Source organism: Streptomyces olivochromogenes (assembly GCF_001514115.1).
Taxonomy (GTDB): Bacteria; Actinomycetota; Actinomycetes; order Streptomycetales; family Streptomycetaceae; genus Streptomyces; species Streptomyces olivochromogenes.
Genome location: NZ_KQ948454.1, coordinates 531,233 through 548,132 on the forward strand (window position 1 = coordinate 531,233; position 16,900 = coordinate 548,132).

14 protein-coding genes are annotated in these 16,900 nt (G+C 72.1%); 9 read left to right on the forward strand and 5 right to left on the reverse strand.

Translation table 11 applies throughout. The features are described from left to right. Positions 1 to 33: 33 nt before the first annotated feature. Positions 34 to 450, forward strand: coding sequence for an SAV_915 family protein (locus AQJ27_RS14865; protein WP_067367638.1), 417 nt, complete (start codon positions 34 to 36; stop codon positions 448 to 450). Between the two features lie 23 nt (positions 451 to 473). Here AQJ27_RS14865 and AQJ27_RS14870 read toward each other — a convergent pair whose 3' ends face one another. After that, positions 474 to 2,288: an APC family permease gene (locus AQJ27_RS14870; protein ID WP_067367640.1), complete on the reverse strand. Its 1,815-nt coding sequence runs from the start codon at positions 2,286 to 2,288 to the stop codon at positions 474 to 476. Positions 2,289 to 2,665: 377 nt separating this feature from the next. Here AQJ27_RS14870 and AQJ27_RS14875 point away from each other — a divergent pair, with 377 nt between their 5' ends. Then, entirely contained in the window at positions 2,666 to 3,367 is a 702-nt protein-coding gene (locus AQJ27_RS14875) for a hypothetical protein (protein ID WP_067367642.1), read from the forward strand. A 139-nt stretch (positions 3,368 to 3,506) separates the two neighbouring features. Further along, complete coding sequence (locus AQJ27_RS14880; protein WP_067367645.1) at positions 3,507 to 4,184, forward strand: class F sortase; 678 nt, start codon at positions 3,507 to 3,509, stop codon at positions 4,182 to 4,184. A 19-nt stretch (positions 4,185 to 4,203) separates the two neighbouring features. Here the strand turns inward: AQJ27_RS14880 and AQJ27_RS14885 are convergent, their stop codons facing one another. From AQJ27_RS14885 to AQJ27_RS14895, 3 genes are all read right to left on the reverse strand, one after another. Then, entirely contained in the window at positions 4,204 to 4,953 is a 750-nt protein-coding gene (locus AQJ27_RS14885; protein ID WP_201264340.1) for a polysaccharide deacetylase family protein, read from the reverse strand. Further along, positions 4,950 to 6,497 (reverse strand): MGDG synthase family glycosyltransferase, encoded by a 1,548-nt coding sequence (locus tag AQJ27_RS14890; RefSeq protein ID WP_268814586.1) that lies wholly within the window; start codon positions 6,495 to 6,497, stop codon positions 4,950 to 4,952. Before AQJ27_RS14890 ends, AQJ27_RS14885 begins: the two co-directional genes overlap by 4 nt. A 196-nt stretch (positions 6,498 to 6,693) precedes the next feature. Beyond that, a complete protein-coding gene (locus tag AQJ27_RS14895) occupies positions 6,694 to 7,530 on the reverse strand; it encodes an undecaprenyl-diphosphate phosphatase (protein WP_067367939.1) in 837 nt (278 codons plus the stop codon). A gap of 141 nt (positions 7,531 to 7,671) precedes the next feature. Here AQJ27_RS14895 and AQJ27_RS14900 point away from each other — a divergent pair, with 141 nt between their 5' ends. From AQJ27_RS14900 to AQJ27_RS14920, 5 genes are all read left to right on the forward strand, one after another. Then, the gene (locus AQJ27_RS14900; protein WP_341866076.1) at positions 7,672 to 8,085 is read left to right on the forward strand and encodes a BlaI/MecI/CopY family transcriptional regulator; all 414 of its coding nucleotides are present in this window, start codon (positions 7,672 to 7,674) and stop codon (positions 8,083 to 8,085) included. Positions 8,086 to 8,103: 18 nt separating this feature from the next. Next, positions 8,104 to 9,108, forward strand: coding sequence for a M56 family metallopeptidase (locus tag AQJ27_RS60155; RefSeq protein WP_067367654.1), 1,005 nt, complete (start codon positions 8,104 to 8,106; stop codon positions 9,106 to 9,108). A 74-nt stretch (positions 9,109 to 9,182) separates the two neighbouring features. Then, positions 9,183 to 9,956, forward strand: coding sequence for a transglutaminase domain-containing protein (locus tag AQJ27_RS14910; protein WP_067367657.1), 774 nt, complete (start codon positions 9,183 to 9,185; stop codon positions 9,954 to 9,956). Positions 9,957 to 10,056: 100 nt separating this feature from the next. Then, positions 10,057 to 10,620: a hypothetical protein gene (locus AQJ27_RS14915; RefSeq protein WP_235613595.1), complete on the forward strand. Its 564-nt coding sequence runs from the start codon at positions 10,057 to 10,059 to the stop codon at positions 10,618 to 10,620. A 161-nt stretch (positions 10,621 to 10,781) separates the two neighbouring features. Next, complete coding sequence (locus tag AQJ27_RS14920; RefSeq protein WP_425275208.1) at positions 10,782 to 12,767, forward strand: APC family permease; 1,986 nt, start codon at positions 10,782 to 10,784, stop codon at positions 12,765 to 12,767. Between the two features lie 52 nt (positions 12,768 to 12,819). On the opposite strand, the gene AQJ27_RS54685 is transcribed toward AQJ27_RS14920, so the two are convergent. Beyond that, positions 12,820 to 14,451, reverse strand: coding sequence for a hypothetical protein (locus AQJ27_RS54685; protein ID WP_159064355.1), 1,632 nt, complete (start codon positions 14,449 to 14,451; stop codon positions 12,820 to 12,822). Between the two features lie 461 nt (positions 14,452 to 14,912). Here AQJ27_RS54685 and AQJ27_RS14930 point away from each other — a divergent pair, with 461 nt between their 5' ends. Next, a complete protein-coding gene (locus tag AQJ27_RS14930) occupies positions 14,913 to 16,880 on the forward strand; it encodes an APC family permease (protein WP_067367663.1) in 1,968 nt (655 codons plus the stop codon). Positions 16,881 to 16,900: the final 20 nt, after the last annotated feature.

Here is a 16,900-nt window from a genome sequence, read left to right on the forward strand (position 1 = left end):
CCGGCGCCCATCTCTTCCGCGAGGAGCCACACCATGTCTCCAGTCGAGTATTCCGAGGACCCGGAGCCTTCCGAACGCTTCCCGGCCGGACTTCTCTTCGTTCCCGTCCGGTCGGGGCCCACGGGCTGCACGGCCCGGTTCTTCCGCACCCCGCTGGGCGGCCGTACGGCCGTCGGCTTCACCTCGGCGGCCGAGCTCACCGCCACACTCGGCACGGACCAGGCCTTCATCCGGCTCTCCGAATCCGCACTGCGCGCCCTCGCCGCGCCCCTGGGCGTCACCGCCCTCACCATCGACCCGCAGTTCTCCGCCCCCTCGGCCGACCGCACCGCGGCCACCGCCCGCGAGCGCGAGAACTCCTGGCGCCGCTGGCACCCCCAGCACGTCGGCGCCCTGCGGGTGACCGGCGCCGCCGCCGTCGTCGCGTGCCTGAACCTGCTGATCGGCTGATCAGACGCCTCCCGGCGGCCGGTTCAGAGGCTGAGCCGGTAGGGCACCACGCAGACGACCACGTCCGTGCGGGCCCGCAGCGCGGCGGCGAGGAGCAGACCGCGCTGGTTCTGGAGGATCTGATAGCGGCGGTGGAGGGGCTCCACCTCGGGGATGAGGACGGCGATCTGCCGTCCTCCCTCCTCCGCCCTCTGGACGTACTCGACGATCGGTTCCACGAGCGAGCGCTGCGGGCTGTCGACGACGTCCAGACGTACGCCCGGGTTCCAGCGGTCCCAACTCTCCCTGAGCGCACGGACTTTGGCCGGGTCGGAGTGCACGGCGACGGCGACCACCTCGTGGCCGAGGGCGCGGGCGGCGGACAGCGCGTGCTGGGTGAGTCTGCTGACCTCGCCGACCGGCACGATGACGAGGGAGTCGCCGACGCGCACGGGCGGCGGGACCTCGCCGAGTCCGAGTTCCCGGCCGACGGTCGTGTAGTAGCGCTGGATGCGGTCGAACAGCAGCATCAGCAGCGGGATGGCGACGACCACCACCCAGGCTCCTGCCAGGAACTTGGTGGTGAGCAGGACGACGCCCGCCACGGCGGTCAGTACCGCGCCGACCCCGTTGAGGACCGCGCGTCGCAGCCAGCCGTGCGGACGTCGCACCGCCCAGTGCCGCACGAGACCGATCTGACTGATCGTGAAGCCGATGAACACGCCGATCGCGAAGAGCGGGATCATGCGGTGGGTGTCGGCGTTCACGGCGATCAGGAGAACGGCCGCGAGCAGGGCGAGGGTCACCACGCCCCAGCGGTACACCGGCCGTTCCGTGCGCAGCCCGAAGAGGTGCGGCAGCCGGTGGTCCTTGGCGAGCAGGCTCATCAGGACGGGCAGACCGCCGAAGCTGGTGTTCGCGGCGAAGGCGAGGGCCAGGGTGACGATGAGATTGGTCGCGTAGTACGGCCATCCCGTCCCGTAGGCGCCCGCCGTCAGCTGCGCGAGTACGGTCACGCCGCCGCGCGGGGCGACATGGTCCCGGCGGATCAGCAGGGCCATACCGATGAGCATCAGACCGAGGAGTGCGCCGAGCATCAGCTCCGTGTGCTGGGCGCGTTTGACGCGTGGCTCGCGGAAGGAGGGCACTCCGTTGGCGATGGCCTCGACTCCGGTGAGCGCGGAGCAGCCGGAGGAGAACGCCTTGAGGAGCAGCAGGACGCTCAACGCCTCGGTGGCGTGCACGGGCTGGTCGGTGCCGACGACCGCCACGGGATGACCTCGCACCAGACTGAGCACGACGATGCCGAGGATGCTCACGATGAACAGCGCGGTGGGCAGCATCAGCACCCGCGCGCTCTCGGCCACACCGCGCAGGTTCACGGCCGTGAGCAGGGCGAGCCCGATCAGGCAGACCGCGAGCAGGTGCGAGCCGAGCACCGGGAACGCGGAGGCGAGGCTGGCCGCGCCCGCCGCCAGACTGACCGTCACGGTCAGCACGTAGTCCACGACCAGGCTGGCCGCCGCGAGCAGGCTGACGGTCGGTCCGAGGTCCTTCTTCCCCACCGCGTACGCGCCGCCGCCGTCCGGATGCACGGCGATCACCTGTCCGTACGACACGACGAGCACCGCCAGCAGTCCGGCGATGACGAGCGTCACCGGGAACGTGGCGGACAGCGCGCCCGTTCCGGCGGCGATCAGTACGAGCACGATCGCCTCGGGGCCGTACGCCACCGAGCTCAGCGCGTCCAGGGAGAGCGCGGCGAGCCCCTCGACGCTGGTCAGGTGGTACTTGTCGCCCTCCCCGTGCCGCAGCGGAACTCTCGGCCGCAGTTCGCGGCGGGCCAGGCCGTACGCCATGGGGACCTCGCGGGGGTGAGGGAGTGTGAGGTCAGTGTGACCGGCGTGGTGCGGTGTGTCGGGGCAAGGACGCGCCAGGACCGCCGCGGACCGAAGGTGCGGGACGCGCAGTCGTGTTGCCGCCGATCGGGTAGTACCCGAGGCGCGGTACGGGCGGGGGCACGGCCGCTCACCTCTGACGAAACAGCAGGTCAGTGGAGTCTGACGGGTCATCGGCCGGCCGAAAGGGCCTGAGTGGGCGTGACCTCGGGGTGCGCCAGGTGAGCGGCTCGAGTGGTGCGCGGAGCCCGGCGGATTGACGGTGGATCACGTCGGGGTCGGGTTCTCACGAGCTGACGCGGTGTCAGCTGCCTGGCTGCGACGGAAGGACTCCGAAGATGCGATCTGCCCGCATGCTCCTCGCCGCCGCGACGGCCACGGCCGCCCTCGCGATCGGTGCACCAGGCGCCCTCGCCGCCACGGCGGGTGACGGGGGCCACGACGACTCTTCCTACAGCAAGGAGCAAGACAAGGAGAGCAAGCACGGCAAGCCGAACGGGGGTGTGCACGCGGGTGGCGGAGCTCTTACCGCCGTGCGTGGTGAAGACTCGAGCGGCAACGACTCCGGCTCCGGCCGCGGCAAGGGCGACTCGGACTCCGGTGGTGGCAAGGGTGACGACTCCGGCTCCGACCACGGCAAGAAGGGCGGCTCCGACCACGGCAAGGGCGACGACTCCGGCTCCGAGCGCGGCGGGCCCCGCGGCGGCATGCACACCGGCGGCGGTGCCCTCAGCGCCGTGCGCAGCAGCGGCGACGACTGGAACAAGGACGACGAGAAGTTCGACCCGGAGACCTACAAGGACAAGGGCGACAAGGGCAACGACGACTCGGGTTCCGGCCGTGGCAAGGGCGACTCGGACTCCGGTGGCGGCAAGGACGACTCGGACTCGGGGCGCGACAAGCCCCGCGGCGGCATGCACACGGGTGGCGGTGCGCTCGCCACGCCGGGTACGACGGCCGGTGGGCTGGCGGCCCTGGCTCTCGCCGGTGCGGGCGTCTACGTGGTGCGCCGCAAGCGTGCGGCGCACGGCCTGTCCTGATCCATGCCTGACGACATAGCAGCCCGGGCCGCCTCCTGCGCACAGCGTGGCGGCCCGGCTGGTTGCCCCCGTGCCGCGCCGGCTCCGCCGCCGTAATCCAGTGAGTTGTCCCGTACGTGTTCCAGTGAGGTGGTGCCCGATGGCATCCCGGTTGTCCTCCCCTGTCGAGCCCCAGTCCGTGACGCCGCTCCAGGGCGCGCGGTCCGGCGTGCCGTTGTACGTGTGGTGCGCCGGAATCCTGGTCCTGGCGCTGAGCCTGTTCGGCGGCCACGGCCGGCCCGCCGACCCCTCCTCCGCCTCCGGCAAGCCGCACGGCGCGGCGGCGCTCGCACCGTCGTCCTCGGCCCGGCCGCCGGGCAAGCATCTGCCGCGGTCCGAGCCGACGCGGCTGCTCATCCCGAAGATCGACGTGGACGCCCCGTTCACCGAACTGTCCGTCGACGAATCGGGCAAGCTCCAGCCTCCGGAGGCCGACGACACCAACCTGGTCGGCTGGTACGCCAAGGGCGTGTCCCCCGGTGAAGCGGGTGCCGCGATCATCGCCGGTCATGTCGACACGACGACCTCTCCGGCCGTCTTCGCCGACCTCAGGGAGTTGCAGATGGGCGACCGGTTCACCGTGAAGAGGGCCGACGGGCGCAAGGCCACGTTCGTGGTCGACGACGCCGACACGTTCGCGAAGGACGACTTCCCCGACAAGCGCGTGTACGCCGACACCCGCGACGCCGAGGTCCGGCTGATCACCTGCGCCGGCGACTACGACCATTCGGCGAAGGACTACACCGAGAACCTGGTGGTCTTCGCCCACCTCGTCTGACCTCACGGACCCTGACGTGTCAGGGGCCCGGGACTCCGTGCTCGCGCAGGGGCCCGACGCGCCAGCCGTGCGTCTCGCAGGTGTCGAGGACGCGGGGCAGGGCGGCGAGGGTGGTGCGCCAGGAGTCCGGGGCCGAGGTGCAGTCGGAGTCGTGGAGCAGGATGGTGCCGCCGCCGGACAGATCGCGGGTGACGGTGCGGTGGACGGAGTCCGGGGTGGCCCGTCCGCGCCAGTCCTCGCCCCAGGCCGTCCACAGCGTCGGGGTCAGCCCGAGGCGGCGGCAGGTGAGGTGGGCGGCGGTGTTCATCACCCCGTACGGCGGCCGGAACAGCGTGGGCGGGCGGCCGGTGACCTCGGCGACGGCGTCGCGGGCCCGGGCGAGGTCGTCGTACGTGGCGCGCGGGCCGCGCAGCAGCAGGGGGCGGTGGTGCCAGCCGTGGATGCCGATCTCGTGCCCGGCGGCGGCCATCTCCTTGGCCAGGCCGGGCGAGCGGGCCAGCATCGAGCCCAGCAGGAAGAAGGTCGCCCGGATGCCCCGGGCGTCCAGCAGTCGCAGGAAGTGCGGGGTGGAGAGGTGGTCGGGCCCGTCGTCGAAGGTGAGTGCGACATGGTCGGGGCGGCCGCGGCCGGCGAGGCGGGGCATGGCCCGGTTGCGCAGCGGTCCGAAGGTGGAGATCACCGGCGCGGCGTGCGCGGCGGCGAGCGCGGGCAGGGCGATCGCCCCGGCCCGCCGAACGGTACGGGTCAACTGGCCCGGGTCTGACCTCATCGGTCGTCGTCCTCCAGGTAGTGGGTGAGCGCACCGAAGTGATGGCCGGGGGACTCCCCGTAGGCGTAGGCGAGCGGGGCGCCGACACCGAGGGAGAGGGTGGCCGCGACGGCGGCGACCATGAGGACCGTACGGCGCCGGGCCTGCCGTGACCTGGCGGCGAACCGCCCGGCAACGGGGAGGCGCAGCGCCTCGACCGGTACGGCGGTCGACGCGTCGGCCGGTACGGCGGTCGGGAGTCCGGACGCGTCGAAGTCGACGGCGGCCCGCGCGGCGACCGGCCGCCCAGGCCTCGCGGGCCGAACGCCGGCCCGGGGTCCGGGAGTCCCGGCGCGGCCGTCGGCCGGGCGGCGCTGGGACGGAATGGTGGCCGTGGACAGGTCCGGTGTCCCGGCGGGTAGCGCGGTCGGGGAACTCTGACGGCCCGGGCGTACGGCGGACAGCGGGCTGTGGGCCATCGCGGTGACGGCCGGTACGGGACCGGGGGCCGTGGTGAACAGGGCCAGGCCCGCCTCGCGTTGCGCCCGGCCGCGCGGGCCGTGGAGGAGTTCGGTCAGGGTCGGCGCCAACCGGTCCGGCTCGCGGATCCAGGGGGCGAGGCCCGCCTCGTCGAGCGCGGCGGCGTTGGTCCGGCCGTGCCCGGGTATGCAGCGGTAGCTGACGACCGGGAGTCCGCCCGCGAGCGCCTCCAGCGAGGTGAGCCCGCCCGCGTTCTGCACGAGGACGTCGCACGCGTGCATCAGGCCGGGCATGTCGTCCACCCAGCCGTGCACATGGGCGATGCCGTCCGCGCGCAGCCGTTCGGCCAGCGCGTGATTGCGCCCGCAGACCACGACCGGCAGCGCGACCCCGGTGCCGAGGATCTCCGCGGCGGCCTCCCGGACGGGCCCGACTCCCCACGAGCCCGCGACCAGCAGGGCGAGCGGTGTGTCCGGGGGAAGGCCGAAACGGGTGCGGGCGGCACGCCGTTCGCCCTCGTCGGCGGGGGTGAAGCGCGGGTCGGTCATCGGGCCGGTCACGGTGACGCCCGCCGCGCCCTGCTCGTGCGCCTGGGCGGCGGGTATCGCGTGGGCGGCAAGGTGGGCGTCGATGCCGGGCGCCACCCACAGGGAGTGGACGGAGAAGTCGGTGAGGTAGGTCAGGGCCGGTATCGCGAGCCGGCCGCGCAGCCGCAGGGCGCCGAGGACCTGGCTCGCTCCGGGGTAGGTCGAGACGACCGCGCGGGTGTCGGGGGTGACGGTGGCGAGGGTGCGTCGTTCGGCGCCGCGCAGCAGGGCCCGTACGGCGGGGTTGGGCCGTCGTTCGTGCTCGGTGGCGGCGTAGATGCGCTGGTAGCCCGCGGGGGCCCAGGTCAGCAGCCGGAGGTAGGCGCCGGAGAGCAGCTTTCCGATGCGGGCGGGCAGCAGGTCGAGGAAGTCGTGGCGGTCGACGAGGAAGCCCGCCGCCGTGAGGTGGCGGGTGAGTTCGGTGGCGGCGCCGTCGTGCCCGGCCCCCATGCTCGCGGAGATGACGGTGATGCGGGTGGGACTGTCGGAGTGGAGCACAGCGGATCAGCCTCCAGAGTGGTGAGGGCATGACGGGGGACGTCACCGACTCGCCGGAACAAAGGCGAAGGGAACAAAGGCGAAGGAAACGAACGCAGGGAGCGACCGAGGTCGCGGCCACCGGCGCCGGCGCTGCGGGCCGACTCGGCGGTGAGGTGTCGAGCACGCGAGCGTTGAGCGCTCAGGTGTTGAACACTCAGGCGTTGAGCACTCCCGCGCCCAGCAGCCCGAGAAGCAGCACGCCGACGACAATCCTGTAGATCACGAAGGCGTTGAAGGAGTGCTTGGCGACGAACTTCAGCAGCCAGGAGATCGACGCGTAGGCGACGACGAAGGAGACGGCGGTGCCGACGGCCAGCGGTACGGCGCCCACCCCCGCGCCGACGGCGTCCTTCAGCTCGTACAGACCGGCGCCGGTGAGGGCGGGGATGCCGAGGAAGAAGGAGAGGCGCGTGGCGGCGACCCGGTCCAGGTCGAGGACGAGCGCGGTGGACATCGTGGCGCCGGAGCGCGAGAAGCCCGGGAAGAGCAGGGCGAGGATCTGTGAACAGCCCACCAGCATCGCGTCCTTGAAGGTGGTGTCGTCCTCGCCGCGCTTGTGGCGTCCCATCTGGTCCGCCGCCCACATCGCGCCACTGCCGACGATCAGCGAGACGGCGACCACCCAGAGGGAGCCGAGTGCCCCGTCGATGAGCGGCTTGGCGGCGAGGCCCACGATCACGATCGGGACGGTGGCGTAGATGACCCACCACGCGAACTTGTAGTCGTGATGCTGCCGTTCCTCGCGGTCGCGCAGCCCCCGGCCCCACGCCGAGACGATCCGCACGATGTCCTTGAAGAAGTACACGAGCACGGCGGCGATCGCGCCGACCTGGATGACGGCGGTGAAGCCGACCACGGCCGTGTCGTCGACCGGGATGTTCATCAGCCCCTCGGTGATCTTGAGGTGGCCGGTGGAGGAGACGGGGAGGAACTCGGTCACTCCCTCGACGACTCCCAGTACGACGGCCTGGCCGACGCTGATAACACTCATGGGATCCATCTCTGCGGTGAACGGGGCGAGCACGTGTCCCCCGGGGCACGGGCGCACGGCGACACATGGCAGACTCGGACCACGGCAGCATTTACACCGCCGTAGAAGCTCAAGTTTTACACGACTGTAGAAGATGGACGGGTGAACGACAAACCCATGGGCCTCGATTCACGCGATTCACAGGCTCGGGGCTCCAAGCGGGCCAACGGCGAGCGGGAGTCCGAGATCCTCGGCGTACTCCAGCAGGCCGAGGCCGCGCTCACCCCGGGCGAGGTCGCCGAACGGCTCGGGGGCGAGCTGACGTACAGCAGCGTGGTCACGATCCTCACCCGGATGCACACCAAGCAGCTGCTCACCCGCACCCGGCGCGGACGGGCGTACGCCTACGCGCCCGTGACCGACGACCCCGGGTTCGCCGCCCGCCGGATGCGCACCGTGCTCGAGGAGCGCCCCGACCGCGAGGCGGTGCTCGCCCGCTTCGCCGACAGCCTGTCCGACACCGACGCGGACCTGCTGCGCCACCTGCTGGGACCCGACGCGGACCCCGACCGGTAGGACAAGGAGCCCGCCCGGATGCGTATCGCCGTCTATCTGCCGCTGCTGCTGTCCGTGATCGCGCCTCTCGGCGCCCGCCCGCTCTCCGAACGCTGCGAACCACGCCTGGCCACCTGGCTGCTCACCGCCTCCGCGCTGATCCTGGGCGTCGCGACCACCATCTCGCTGGGCCTCCTGGCGATCACCGGCCTGATAGGCGTCCCGTTCCTCGCCGGCCTCGGCCACTGGTCGGCCCGCACCGCGCAGATCAACGACCCCGCCGAACCGCCGGTCGCGCTCCTCGCCGGCCTCCTGCTCGGCGGCGCGCTGCTGACCGCGGCGCGGATGCTGTGGCGCCGGGCCCGCTCCATCGCCTCCGCCATCTGGGACGCCGCGTGCATGCCCACGCCGGACGGGCTCGTCATCGTCGAGGACGAGGCGCCGGACGCGTACGCGCTGCCGGGGCTGCCGGGGCGGGTCGTCGTCTCCACCGGCATGCTGCGCACCCTGGACAAGGCCGAGCACGACATCCTGCTCGCCCACGAGCGCGCCCATCTCGCCGCCCACCACTATCTGTTCGTGGCCCTCGCCGGCCTGGGCGCCGCCGCCAACCCCCTGCTGCGGCCCTTCGCCACCGCCGTCACCTACACCGTGGAACGCTGGGCCGACGAACAGGCCGCCCGCGCCACCGGCGACCGCCGCCGGGTCGCCCGCGCGGTCGGCAAGGCGGCCCTGGCCGCCCACGGCGCCCCCGCGCCCCGCCTCTCCACCCTCGGATTCCGCGGCGTCCTCGGCCGACGCGGACCACTCGCCGGCGCGGGCCCGGTCCCCCGCCGGGTCGCCGCCCTCCTCGCCCCGCCCCTCACCCGCCGTCCGGGGCTCACCCTCGTCACCACGGCGTGCCTGGCCCTCACCATGGTGTCGACCGTCGCCGCCACCCACGACCTGCACGACCTCCTCGAAGTGGTCGGCATCGCCGACCACCACGGCCCGCACCACCTCGACCCGGACAGGTCGAACCACACCGCCTCGCCCTTCGGCTGAACCGGCCCCTCGTACAGGACGGCCGGACAGGCCCTGGGCGTACGCTGAGAGAAAACGGGGAAAAGGGGCGGGCCATGACGAGTCGTTTGCTGATGCCGTACCGACGTGCGGGAGGCGACCCGGTCGCCCCGGGGACCGAACCCGTACCCGGCTCCACGCGCCCCACCCCCATCCTCGACTGGACCCACCCGACCGTCACCGCCCTCGTCGAGCGGATCCCCACCGAGGACACCGCCCGCGACTCACTCCGCGTGGCACACGGGATCATCGCGCGTGAGGTGCGCCCGGTGTACTCCGTGGACGACCTGCGGAGCACCTCGCGGACGCTGACGCTCGGGCGGGGCTCGTGCAGCCAGCGGATGGCGGTGCTGGAGGCCGTCGCACGGGCCATCGCCGTACCCACGCGCGTGCGGGGCCTGCTCGTCGACGGAGTCTTCTGGTATCCACGCTTCCCCCGGCTCAAGCCGCTGGTCCCGGAACGGGTCCTGCTCGCGTGGCCCGAGTTCCTGCTGGACGGCGACTGGGTACCGATCGCCGAGCTGTTCGGAAGCCCGGAGGAGATGAGCTCGGCCTCCGGCGGCTTCACCAACAAGGGTGGCGAGACCCTCTTCGACGCCGTGGCCCGTACGGCGGTCGACTGGGACGGCCACGCCGCCGCGAGCTGCGACGGCGGCCCGGGAGCCGTCTGCGACCTGTCCGGCCATCTCCGCCTCGACCTCGGTCACTTCACCTCCCGCGACGAACTCTTCGCCCGCCACGGCCAGACCCTGTGCCTCCCGGCCCGCACCCTCGCGGAGCCGGTGCTCGGTCGATGGGCCGCGGGAGGCCGGGCCGCCCGGCCCGCGTAGCGGCGGGCCGACGCTTCTTGTCGCATCCTTGACGCCCAAGTCATCAGAGACCCGTCAAGGCATGCTGCCTGCGACCTCCCCGGTCTCTACCGTCGGTCGTATGGAACGCCGCAACCGCCGCGACAACGCGCGCACCGCGGTCGACGCACCGGCCCCGCCCTCGGCGGAAGTCGCGCGCGACCGCCTCTGGGCCCAGGACGTACGCAGTTCGATCCGCTGCGCGGCCGTGCTGCTCGCCCTTCTCCTCCTCATCGACTGGGGAGTCGGCACCCTCTCCGCGCCACGCGCCACCCTGTGGGCCGCGCTCGCGGTGCTGCTGTTTCTCGTGCTGTACCCCACCCGGGTCTCCGCGGGCGAGGGCTGGCTGGTCTCGCGCGGGCTGCTGCGCGCGCGGCTGGTCCGCACCGACCACCTGGTGTCGGTGCGCTGCCTCGACGGAGTCGGCCAGCGGCTCGTACTGCGGGACACGTTCGGCGCGCGCGTCGAGATCGACCCCCGGGTCCTGGTCGCCAATCCGCCGCTGTGGCGCCGCCTCGACGAGGACGCGCGCCTGTCCGCCCTGCGCTCCACGCTCTCGTGCGGGGAGACCGCGCTGCACCGCGTCTCGGAGCGGATCGACCGCGAGACGGCACTGACGGTCTTCAAGGTGTCGGGGCTGGAGTGAGCGAGGGGTCGTGCGGAGCGGGACCCGTGCCCGCCCTCGCCGACCTGGTGAGGAGCGGCCCGGAGTGAGTGTCGGGCCCCCTCCCGGCCCCTCCCCCGGCTTACCCTCCGCCCGTGTTCAACGTCACGGGGATCCTCAAGCGGCTGGTGATCGGCCGGGCCATGCGCAGCGAAGAGCTGCACGAGACGCTGCTGCCCAAGCGGCTCGCCCTGCCGATCTTCGCCTCGGACCCGCTGTCCTCGGTGGCGTACGCGACCCAGGAGATCCTGCTGGTCCTCACCCTGGGCGGCCTTGCCTACCTGCACTTCACCCCGTGGATCGCGGCCGCGGTCGTGGCGCTGATGACGGTCGTGGTGCTGTCGTACCGCCAGGTGGTGCACGCCTACCCGAGCGGCGGCGGCTCGTACGAGGTGGTGTCGACGAACCTCGGCCCGACCGCCGGACTGGTCGTCGCCGCCTCGCTCCTCGTCGACTACGTCATGACGGTGGCCGTCTCGGTCGCCTCCGGTGTCGACAACATCATCTCGGCCGTCCCACGCCTCGCCGACCACCGCGTTCTGCTGGCGATCGGCTTCGTGGCGGTCCTGACGGCGATGAACCTGCGGGGCGTCCGGGAGTCGGGACGCGCCTTCGCCGCACCGACGTACCTGTTCATCAGCGGTGTGCTCGTCATGGTGGTCACGGGCCTGATCCGCTACGCCCTCGGGGACGCGCCGGTCGCCGAGAGCGCCGGATACGGCGTCGCGCCGGACCCCTCGGACGCGAACCTGACGGGTCTCGCCCTGCTGATGCTGGTGCTGCGCGCGTTCTCCTCCGGCTGTACGGCGCTGACCGGGGTGGAGGCCATCTCCAACGGCGTACCGGCCTTCCGCAGGCCCAAGTCGAGGAACGCGGCCGAGACCCTGACCGCGATGGGCGCCCTCGCGATCGTCATGTTCGTGGGCGTCACCGCGCTGGCGCTGATCACCAAGGTGCACATCACGGACGACGCGTGCCGGCTGACGGGACTCACCGGCGACTGCGGCTCGTACACCCAGCGCACGGTGATCGCGCAGATCGCGGCGGCGGTCTTCGGCGGCGAGCACAGCGTCGGCTTCTACGTCATCCAGGCGGCGACCGCGCTGGTCCTGATCCTGGCGGCGAACACGGCCTTCAACGGCTTCCCCCTGCTCGCGTCCATCCTGGCCCAACACCGTTATCTCCCCCACCAGTTGCACAACCGGGGCGACCGGCTCGCCTTCTCCAACGGCATCCTGGCGCTCGCGATCGTCGCGGCTCTGCTGCTGTGGGGCTTCAAGGCGAACGTCACCAGCCTCATCCACCTCTACATCCTGGGCGTGTTCACCGCCTTCACGCTCTCCCAGCTGGGCATGGTCCGGCACTGGAACAGCGAGCTGCGCACGGAACGCGACCCGGCGCCGCGGCGCCGCCACCAAACGGCCCGCGCGATCAACGCACTCGGCTCGGTCGTCACCGGCCTGGTCCTGGTGATCGTGCTGGCCACCAAGTTCACGGAGGGCGCGTGGCTCGCCGTACTCGCGGCGATCGTGCTGTGGGTGATGATGCGCGGCATCCGGCGCCACTACGACGCCATCTCGGCGGAACTGGCGGTGACCGACCCGAAGGGCGAACTCACCCTCCCTTCACGAGTGTTGGGGATCGTCCTGGTCTCCACCCTGCACAAGCCGACCCTCCGTGCCCTCGCCTACGCGCGCGCCTTCCGCCCCGACCGGCTGGAGGCCCTGACGGTCTCCGTCGACCGTGACGAGGCGGCGGCGCTGCTCAGGCGCTGGGAGGAGTACGGCATCGACATCCCGCTGAAGATCATCGACTCGCCGTACCGCGAGGTGACCCGGCCGGTCGTGGAGTACGTCCGCTCGATCCGCCGCGAGAGCCCGCGGGACATCGTCGCCGTCTTCATCCCCGAGTACGTCGTCGGACACTGGTGGGAGAACCTCCTGCACAACCAGTCGGCGCTGTGGCTGAAGAACCGGCTCCTGTTCACCCCGGGGGTCATGGTCACGAGCGTGCCGTGGCAGCTGACGTCCTCGGCCCACGCCGACCGGCCCGCGGCCAGGGCGCCGGGGTCCTTCCGGCGGGGGGAACCGCAGGGGCCGGCGCCCCGGGCGGGCACCCGGCACCGGTGACGCGCCCGGGGCGGAACCCGGCTCGGCGCACCCTCGCTCGGCGGACCCCGGTTCAGCGGAACTCGGCGAGCCTCGGTCGCAGCCCCAGCAGGATCAGCGCACCCGCACCGAGCAGCAGACCGCACGTCCACGGGAGCAGTCCGGTCGCCTCGAAGCGGCCCGCGCGGACCGCCGCCGTGAAGTGCCGCCGGTTGATGTCCGTCACCTGGTCCAGCGCCGTCATCCAGGCCCCGAAGTGGGCGTTGGACGTGCCCGGCTCCCACCCCATGCAGAACGCGACGGCCTCGCCCTCCTTGCCCTGCGCGACCAGGGCCCGGATCCTCCGGTCGTCGCGCTGGTAGACGGCGTACGCGTCCACCGTCCGCTCCGCCGCGGCCCGTTCACCGGGGAAGGTGAGGTTGGCGAGCTCACGCGCGAACTCGCCGCCGAAGTCGAGGGTGTGGCGGTCGGCGCGGTACTCCTTCCAGGTCGTGGCGAGCCCGAAGTCGTACGAGTCGAGGCTCGCGCCCTTCATCCCGTACAGCTGCTGCGACTTGGCGAGGAACGCCTGCGCGTACTGCGAGCGGCGCTCGGGGTCCAGCAGGAAGCGGCTCTCGTCGGCGTTCGCGTCGTAGGCGATCGCGCGGGCGCGGGAGAGGGCGACGACGGAGTCGAAGGCGTCGCGGCGAGCTCCGTAGAGCTGGTCGGCGGAGGCGGCGAGCGCCTGGCCGCCGAGGAGCACGGCCAGCAGCGCGCAGACCGTGGCGGCCAGGACGCCGGGGTTGAGGATCCGGTGGAAGCGGCGGGCCAGGTACCACTGGAGGACGCCGAGGGCGGCGAGCAGTAGCGCGCCGAGTACGAGGACGGCGGCGAGCTGGGCCGAGAGGACCGAACGGGCCTGGTCGTACTGCCGGTCGAAGGCGCTGTCGTTGGAGTCCACCAGCTTCCTCGCACTCGGCAGGAGCTGGGCCTGGAGGAGATCGGTGGCCTCGCGGTAGTCGACGAGGGCGGCCGGTCCGCCGCCGGCGCGGTCGTCGTTCTCCAGGGCGCGGCCGATCAGCTCCTGGTACTCGGCGAAGTCGTCGGTGAGCGACTCGACGGTGTGCTCGTCGGCGGCGTCGCCCTGGGCGGCGACGGCAAGCGTGCGCAGGTCGTGGCCGATCGCGCGGCGCGCGTCCCCGTAGAAGCCGGCCGCCTTCTCGTACGGCGTCGCCAGGCGCCCCTTGCCCCCGTCGCCGCCGGCCAGCAGAAGGTTGGCGGCCTGCGCGTCCATGTCGTTGAGGGCGAGATTCAGGTCGGCGGCGCTGGTGGTGCGGGGTGCGTCGCGGCCCGCCACGGTGTCCCAGGTGCCGTTGGCGGCGAGTCCGGCCAGGCCCAGCAGCAGGGCGAGGGCGACGGTCAGCAGGAGGGTGACGGTCCGCAGCAGCCGCAGTCGCGCGGGCAGGGTCGCCCAGAAGCGGTGGTGCAGGGCGGTGGCGGCTCTTCGGGGTGCGCGGCGAAGGGGGAGCCTCGGACTTCGGGGCCGCCCGGCGCGTCGGGGGCGTCTCGATCGCGGCCCTCCGCGCCTGGGCCGCGGCCGGCGCCCACCCCCGGAGGGGGCGCTCGCCACGCGCGGTGGCGCTCCGACGGTCCCGGCTCGCGCCGGACTGTGCGTGGTCGCGGCTCGCGCCGCGGGACTGTGCGTGGTACCGGCCGTGACAGCCACGAGCCCCTCCATCGGCACGCCACGGACGTTCGTCCGTGTCCCCCGTGCCGCGCCAAGTCTGCGACCGCCTCACGTCACACACACCGGACCTTGATGGGCCCCTGACGTCGCACCGGACGACTTTGACGCGGCCTTGACGCCGTCGGCCGACCACGTGTGCGAAAAGCACGGCATTCTCGTCGTCGGGGGCGGACCGGAGCGCCGGACCGGAGTGCCGGACCGCGGTGCCGGACCGCGGTGCCGGACCGCGGTGCCGGACCGCGGTGCCGGACCGCGGTGCCGGACCGCGGTGCCGGACCGCGGTGCCGGACCGCGGTGCCGGACCGGGGGCTGCCGCCCCCGCGACCGCACCGCCGCCCCCCGTTCGCCGTAATGTCCACCCGCCCTGCCGTTTCCTCCCCCATTGCTCACAATCGGATCACAATGGGCACCACGCCGGGCAGCACGTCAGGAGCACCCCGATGGCCACCACCGACCACGCTCGTACCAGAGGTACGACGGGTACGAGCCGGCTGCGTGCGTGGATGCTCGAGGGACTGTCCGACATGGGCAAGACCCCGCAGAGCTCGCACGCCCTGCCGGAGCCCGTGCACCAGGGGCAGCGCTGGTGGCGGGTGATGTGCCTGACCGGCGTCGACTACTTCTCGACACTGGGCTACCAGCCCGGCATCGCGGCCCTGGCCGCCGGACTCCTCTCGCCCATCGCGACCATCGTGCTCGTCATCGTCACCCTGGCGGGCGCACTGCCCGTCTACCGGCGGGTGGCCGAGGAGAGCCCGCGCGGCGAGGGCTCGATCGCGATGCTGGAGCGGCTGCTGTCGTTCTGGAAGGGCAAGCTGTTCGTCCTGACCCTGCTGGGCTTCGCCGCCACCGACTTCCTGATCACCATCACCCTGTCGGCGGCCGACGCCTCCACCCACCTGGTCGAGAACCCCCATCTCACCAGCACGCTGCACGACCAGCAGATGCTGATCACGCTCATCCTGGTGGCCCTGCTCGGCGCGGTGTTCCTCAAGGGCTTCCTGGAGGCGATCGGCGTCGCCGTCGTCCTGGTGGGGATCTATCTCGCGCTCAACGTCGTGGTCGTAGTCGTGGGCCTGTGGCACGTGGCGACGGCCGAGCATGTGATCACCGACTGGACCAGCGCCCTGACCACCGAACACGGAAACGTTTTCGCGATGGTCGGGGTCGCCCTCCTGGTCTTCCCCAAACTGGCCCTCGGCCTCTCCGGCTTCGAGACCGGCGTGGCCGTCATGCCGCACGTCCAGGGCGACGCCACCGACACCGACGCGAAGCCGGCCGGCCGCATCCGGGACACCAAGAAGCTCCTGACCACCGCCGCCGTGATCATGAGCGTCTTCCTCATCTTCACCAGCTTCATCACCACGCTCCTCATCCCGGAGCAGGAGTTCAAGTCCGGCGGCCAGGCCAACGGCCGCGCCCTCGCCTATCTCGCCCACGAATACCTCGGCGGCGCCTTCGGCACGGTCTACGACGTGTCGACCATCGCCATCCTCTGGTTCGCGGGCGCCTCCGCCATGGCCGGACTGCTCAACCTCATGCCCCGCTACCTCCCCCGCTACGGCATGGCCCCGCACTGGGCACGCGCCGTCCGCCCCATGGTGATCGTCTTCACCCTGGTCGCGTTCCTGGTCACCTGGATCTTCAACGCCGACGTCGACGCGCAGGGCGGCGCCTACGCCACCGGTGTCCTCGTCCTCATCAGCTCCGCCGCGATCGCCGTGACCATCGCCGCGCGCAAGGCCGGCCAGCGCAACTGGACCATCGCCTTCGCCGTCATCTCCGCGGTCTTCCTCTACACGACCGTCGTCAACGTCATCGAACGCCCCGACGGCGTCAAGATCGGCGCCTGCTTCATCGCCGGCATCATCCTCGTCTCGCTGCTCTCCCGGCTGGCCCGCGCCTTCGAACTGCGGGTGACCAGCGTGAGCCTGGACGACATGGCGGACCGGTTCGTACGGGACATAGCAAGCCGCCGGATCCGGTTCATCGCCAACGAACCCGACAACCGCGACAAGGCCGAGTACCGCGAGAAGATCGAGCAGATCCGCGCCGACAACGACCTCCCGGCCCAGGAGGACTTCGTCTTCGTCGAGGTCACCGTCCTGGACCCCTCGGAGTTCGAGGCGGGCCTGACCGTACGCGGCGAAGTGCTCCACGGCCGCTACCGCGTCCTGACTCTGGAGTCCTCCTCCATCCCCAACGCCCTGGCCGCCCTGCTCCTGTACGTCCGCGACCGCACCGGCTGCACCCCGCACATCTACTTCGAGTGGACCGAGGGCGACCCCTTCACCAACTTCCTGCGCTTCTTCCTTTTCGGCCAGGGCGAGGTCGCCCCCGTCACCCGAGAGGTCCTGCGCGAGGCCGAACCCGACCGCGCCCGCCGACCGCGCGTACACGTCGGCTGAGCACTCCGCTGAACGCGCGG

What these genes read in the sequence shown, in the direction of transcription:
- AQJ27_RS14930 (WP_067367663.1), top strand. Translation starts at nt 14,913, where the DNA reads ATGGCCACCACCGACCACGCTCGTACCAGAGGTACGACGGGTACGAGC.
- AQJ27_RS14895 (WP_067367939.1), bottom strand. Translation starts at nt 7,530, where the DNA reads ATGAGTGTTATCAGCGTCGGCCAGGCCGTCGTACTGGGAGTCGTCGAG.
- AQJ27_RS14910 (WP_067367657.1), top strand. Translation starts at nt 9,183, where the DNA reads ATGACGAGTCGTTTGCTGATGCCGTACCGACGTGCGGGAGGCGACCCG.
- AQJ27_RS14915 (WP_235613595.1), top strand. Translation starts at nt 10,057, where the DNA reads ATGGAACGCCGCAACCGCCGCGACAACGCGCGCACCGCGGTCGACGCA.
- AQJ27_RS14870 (WP_067367640.1), bottom strand. Translation starts at nt 2,288, where the DNA reads ATGGCGTACGGCCTGGCCCGCCGCGAACTGCGGCCGAGAGTTCCGCTG.
- AQJ27_RS14865 (WP_067367638.1), top strand. Translation starts at nt 34, where the DNA reads ATGTCTCCAGTCGAGTATTCCGAGGACCCGGAGCCTTCCGAACGCTTC.
- AQJ27_RS14885 (WP_201264340.1), bottom strand. Translation starts at nt 4,953, where the DNA reads ATGAGGTCAGACCCGGGCCAGTTGACCCGTACCGTTCGGCGGGCCGGG.
- AQJ27_RS14880 (WP_067367645.1), top strand. Translation starts at nt 3,507, where the DNA reads ATGGCATCCCGGTTGTCCTCCCCTGTCGAGCCCCAGTCCGTGACGCCG.
- AQJ27_RS14920 (WP_425275208.1), top strand. Translation starts at nt 10,782, where the DNA reads ATGCGCAGCGAAGAGCTGCACGAGACGCTGCTGCCCAAGCGGCTCGCC.
- AQJ27_RS60155 (WP_067367654.1), top strand. Translation starts at nt 8,104, where the DNA reads ATGCGTATCGCCGTCTATCTGCCGCTGCTGCTGTCCGTGATCGCGCCT.
- AQJ27_RS14875 (WP_067367642.1), top strand. Translation starts at nt 2,666, where the DNA reads ATGCGATCTGCCCGCATGCTCCTCGCCGCCGCGACGGCCACGGCCGCC.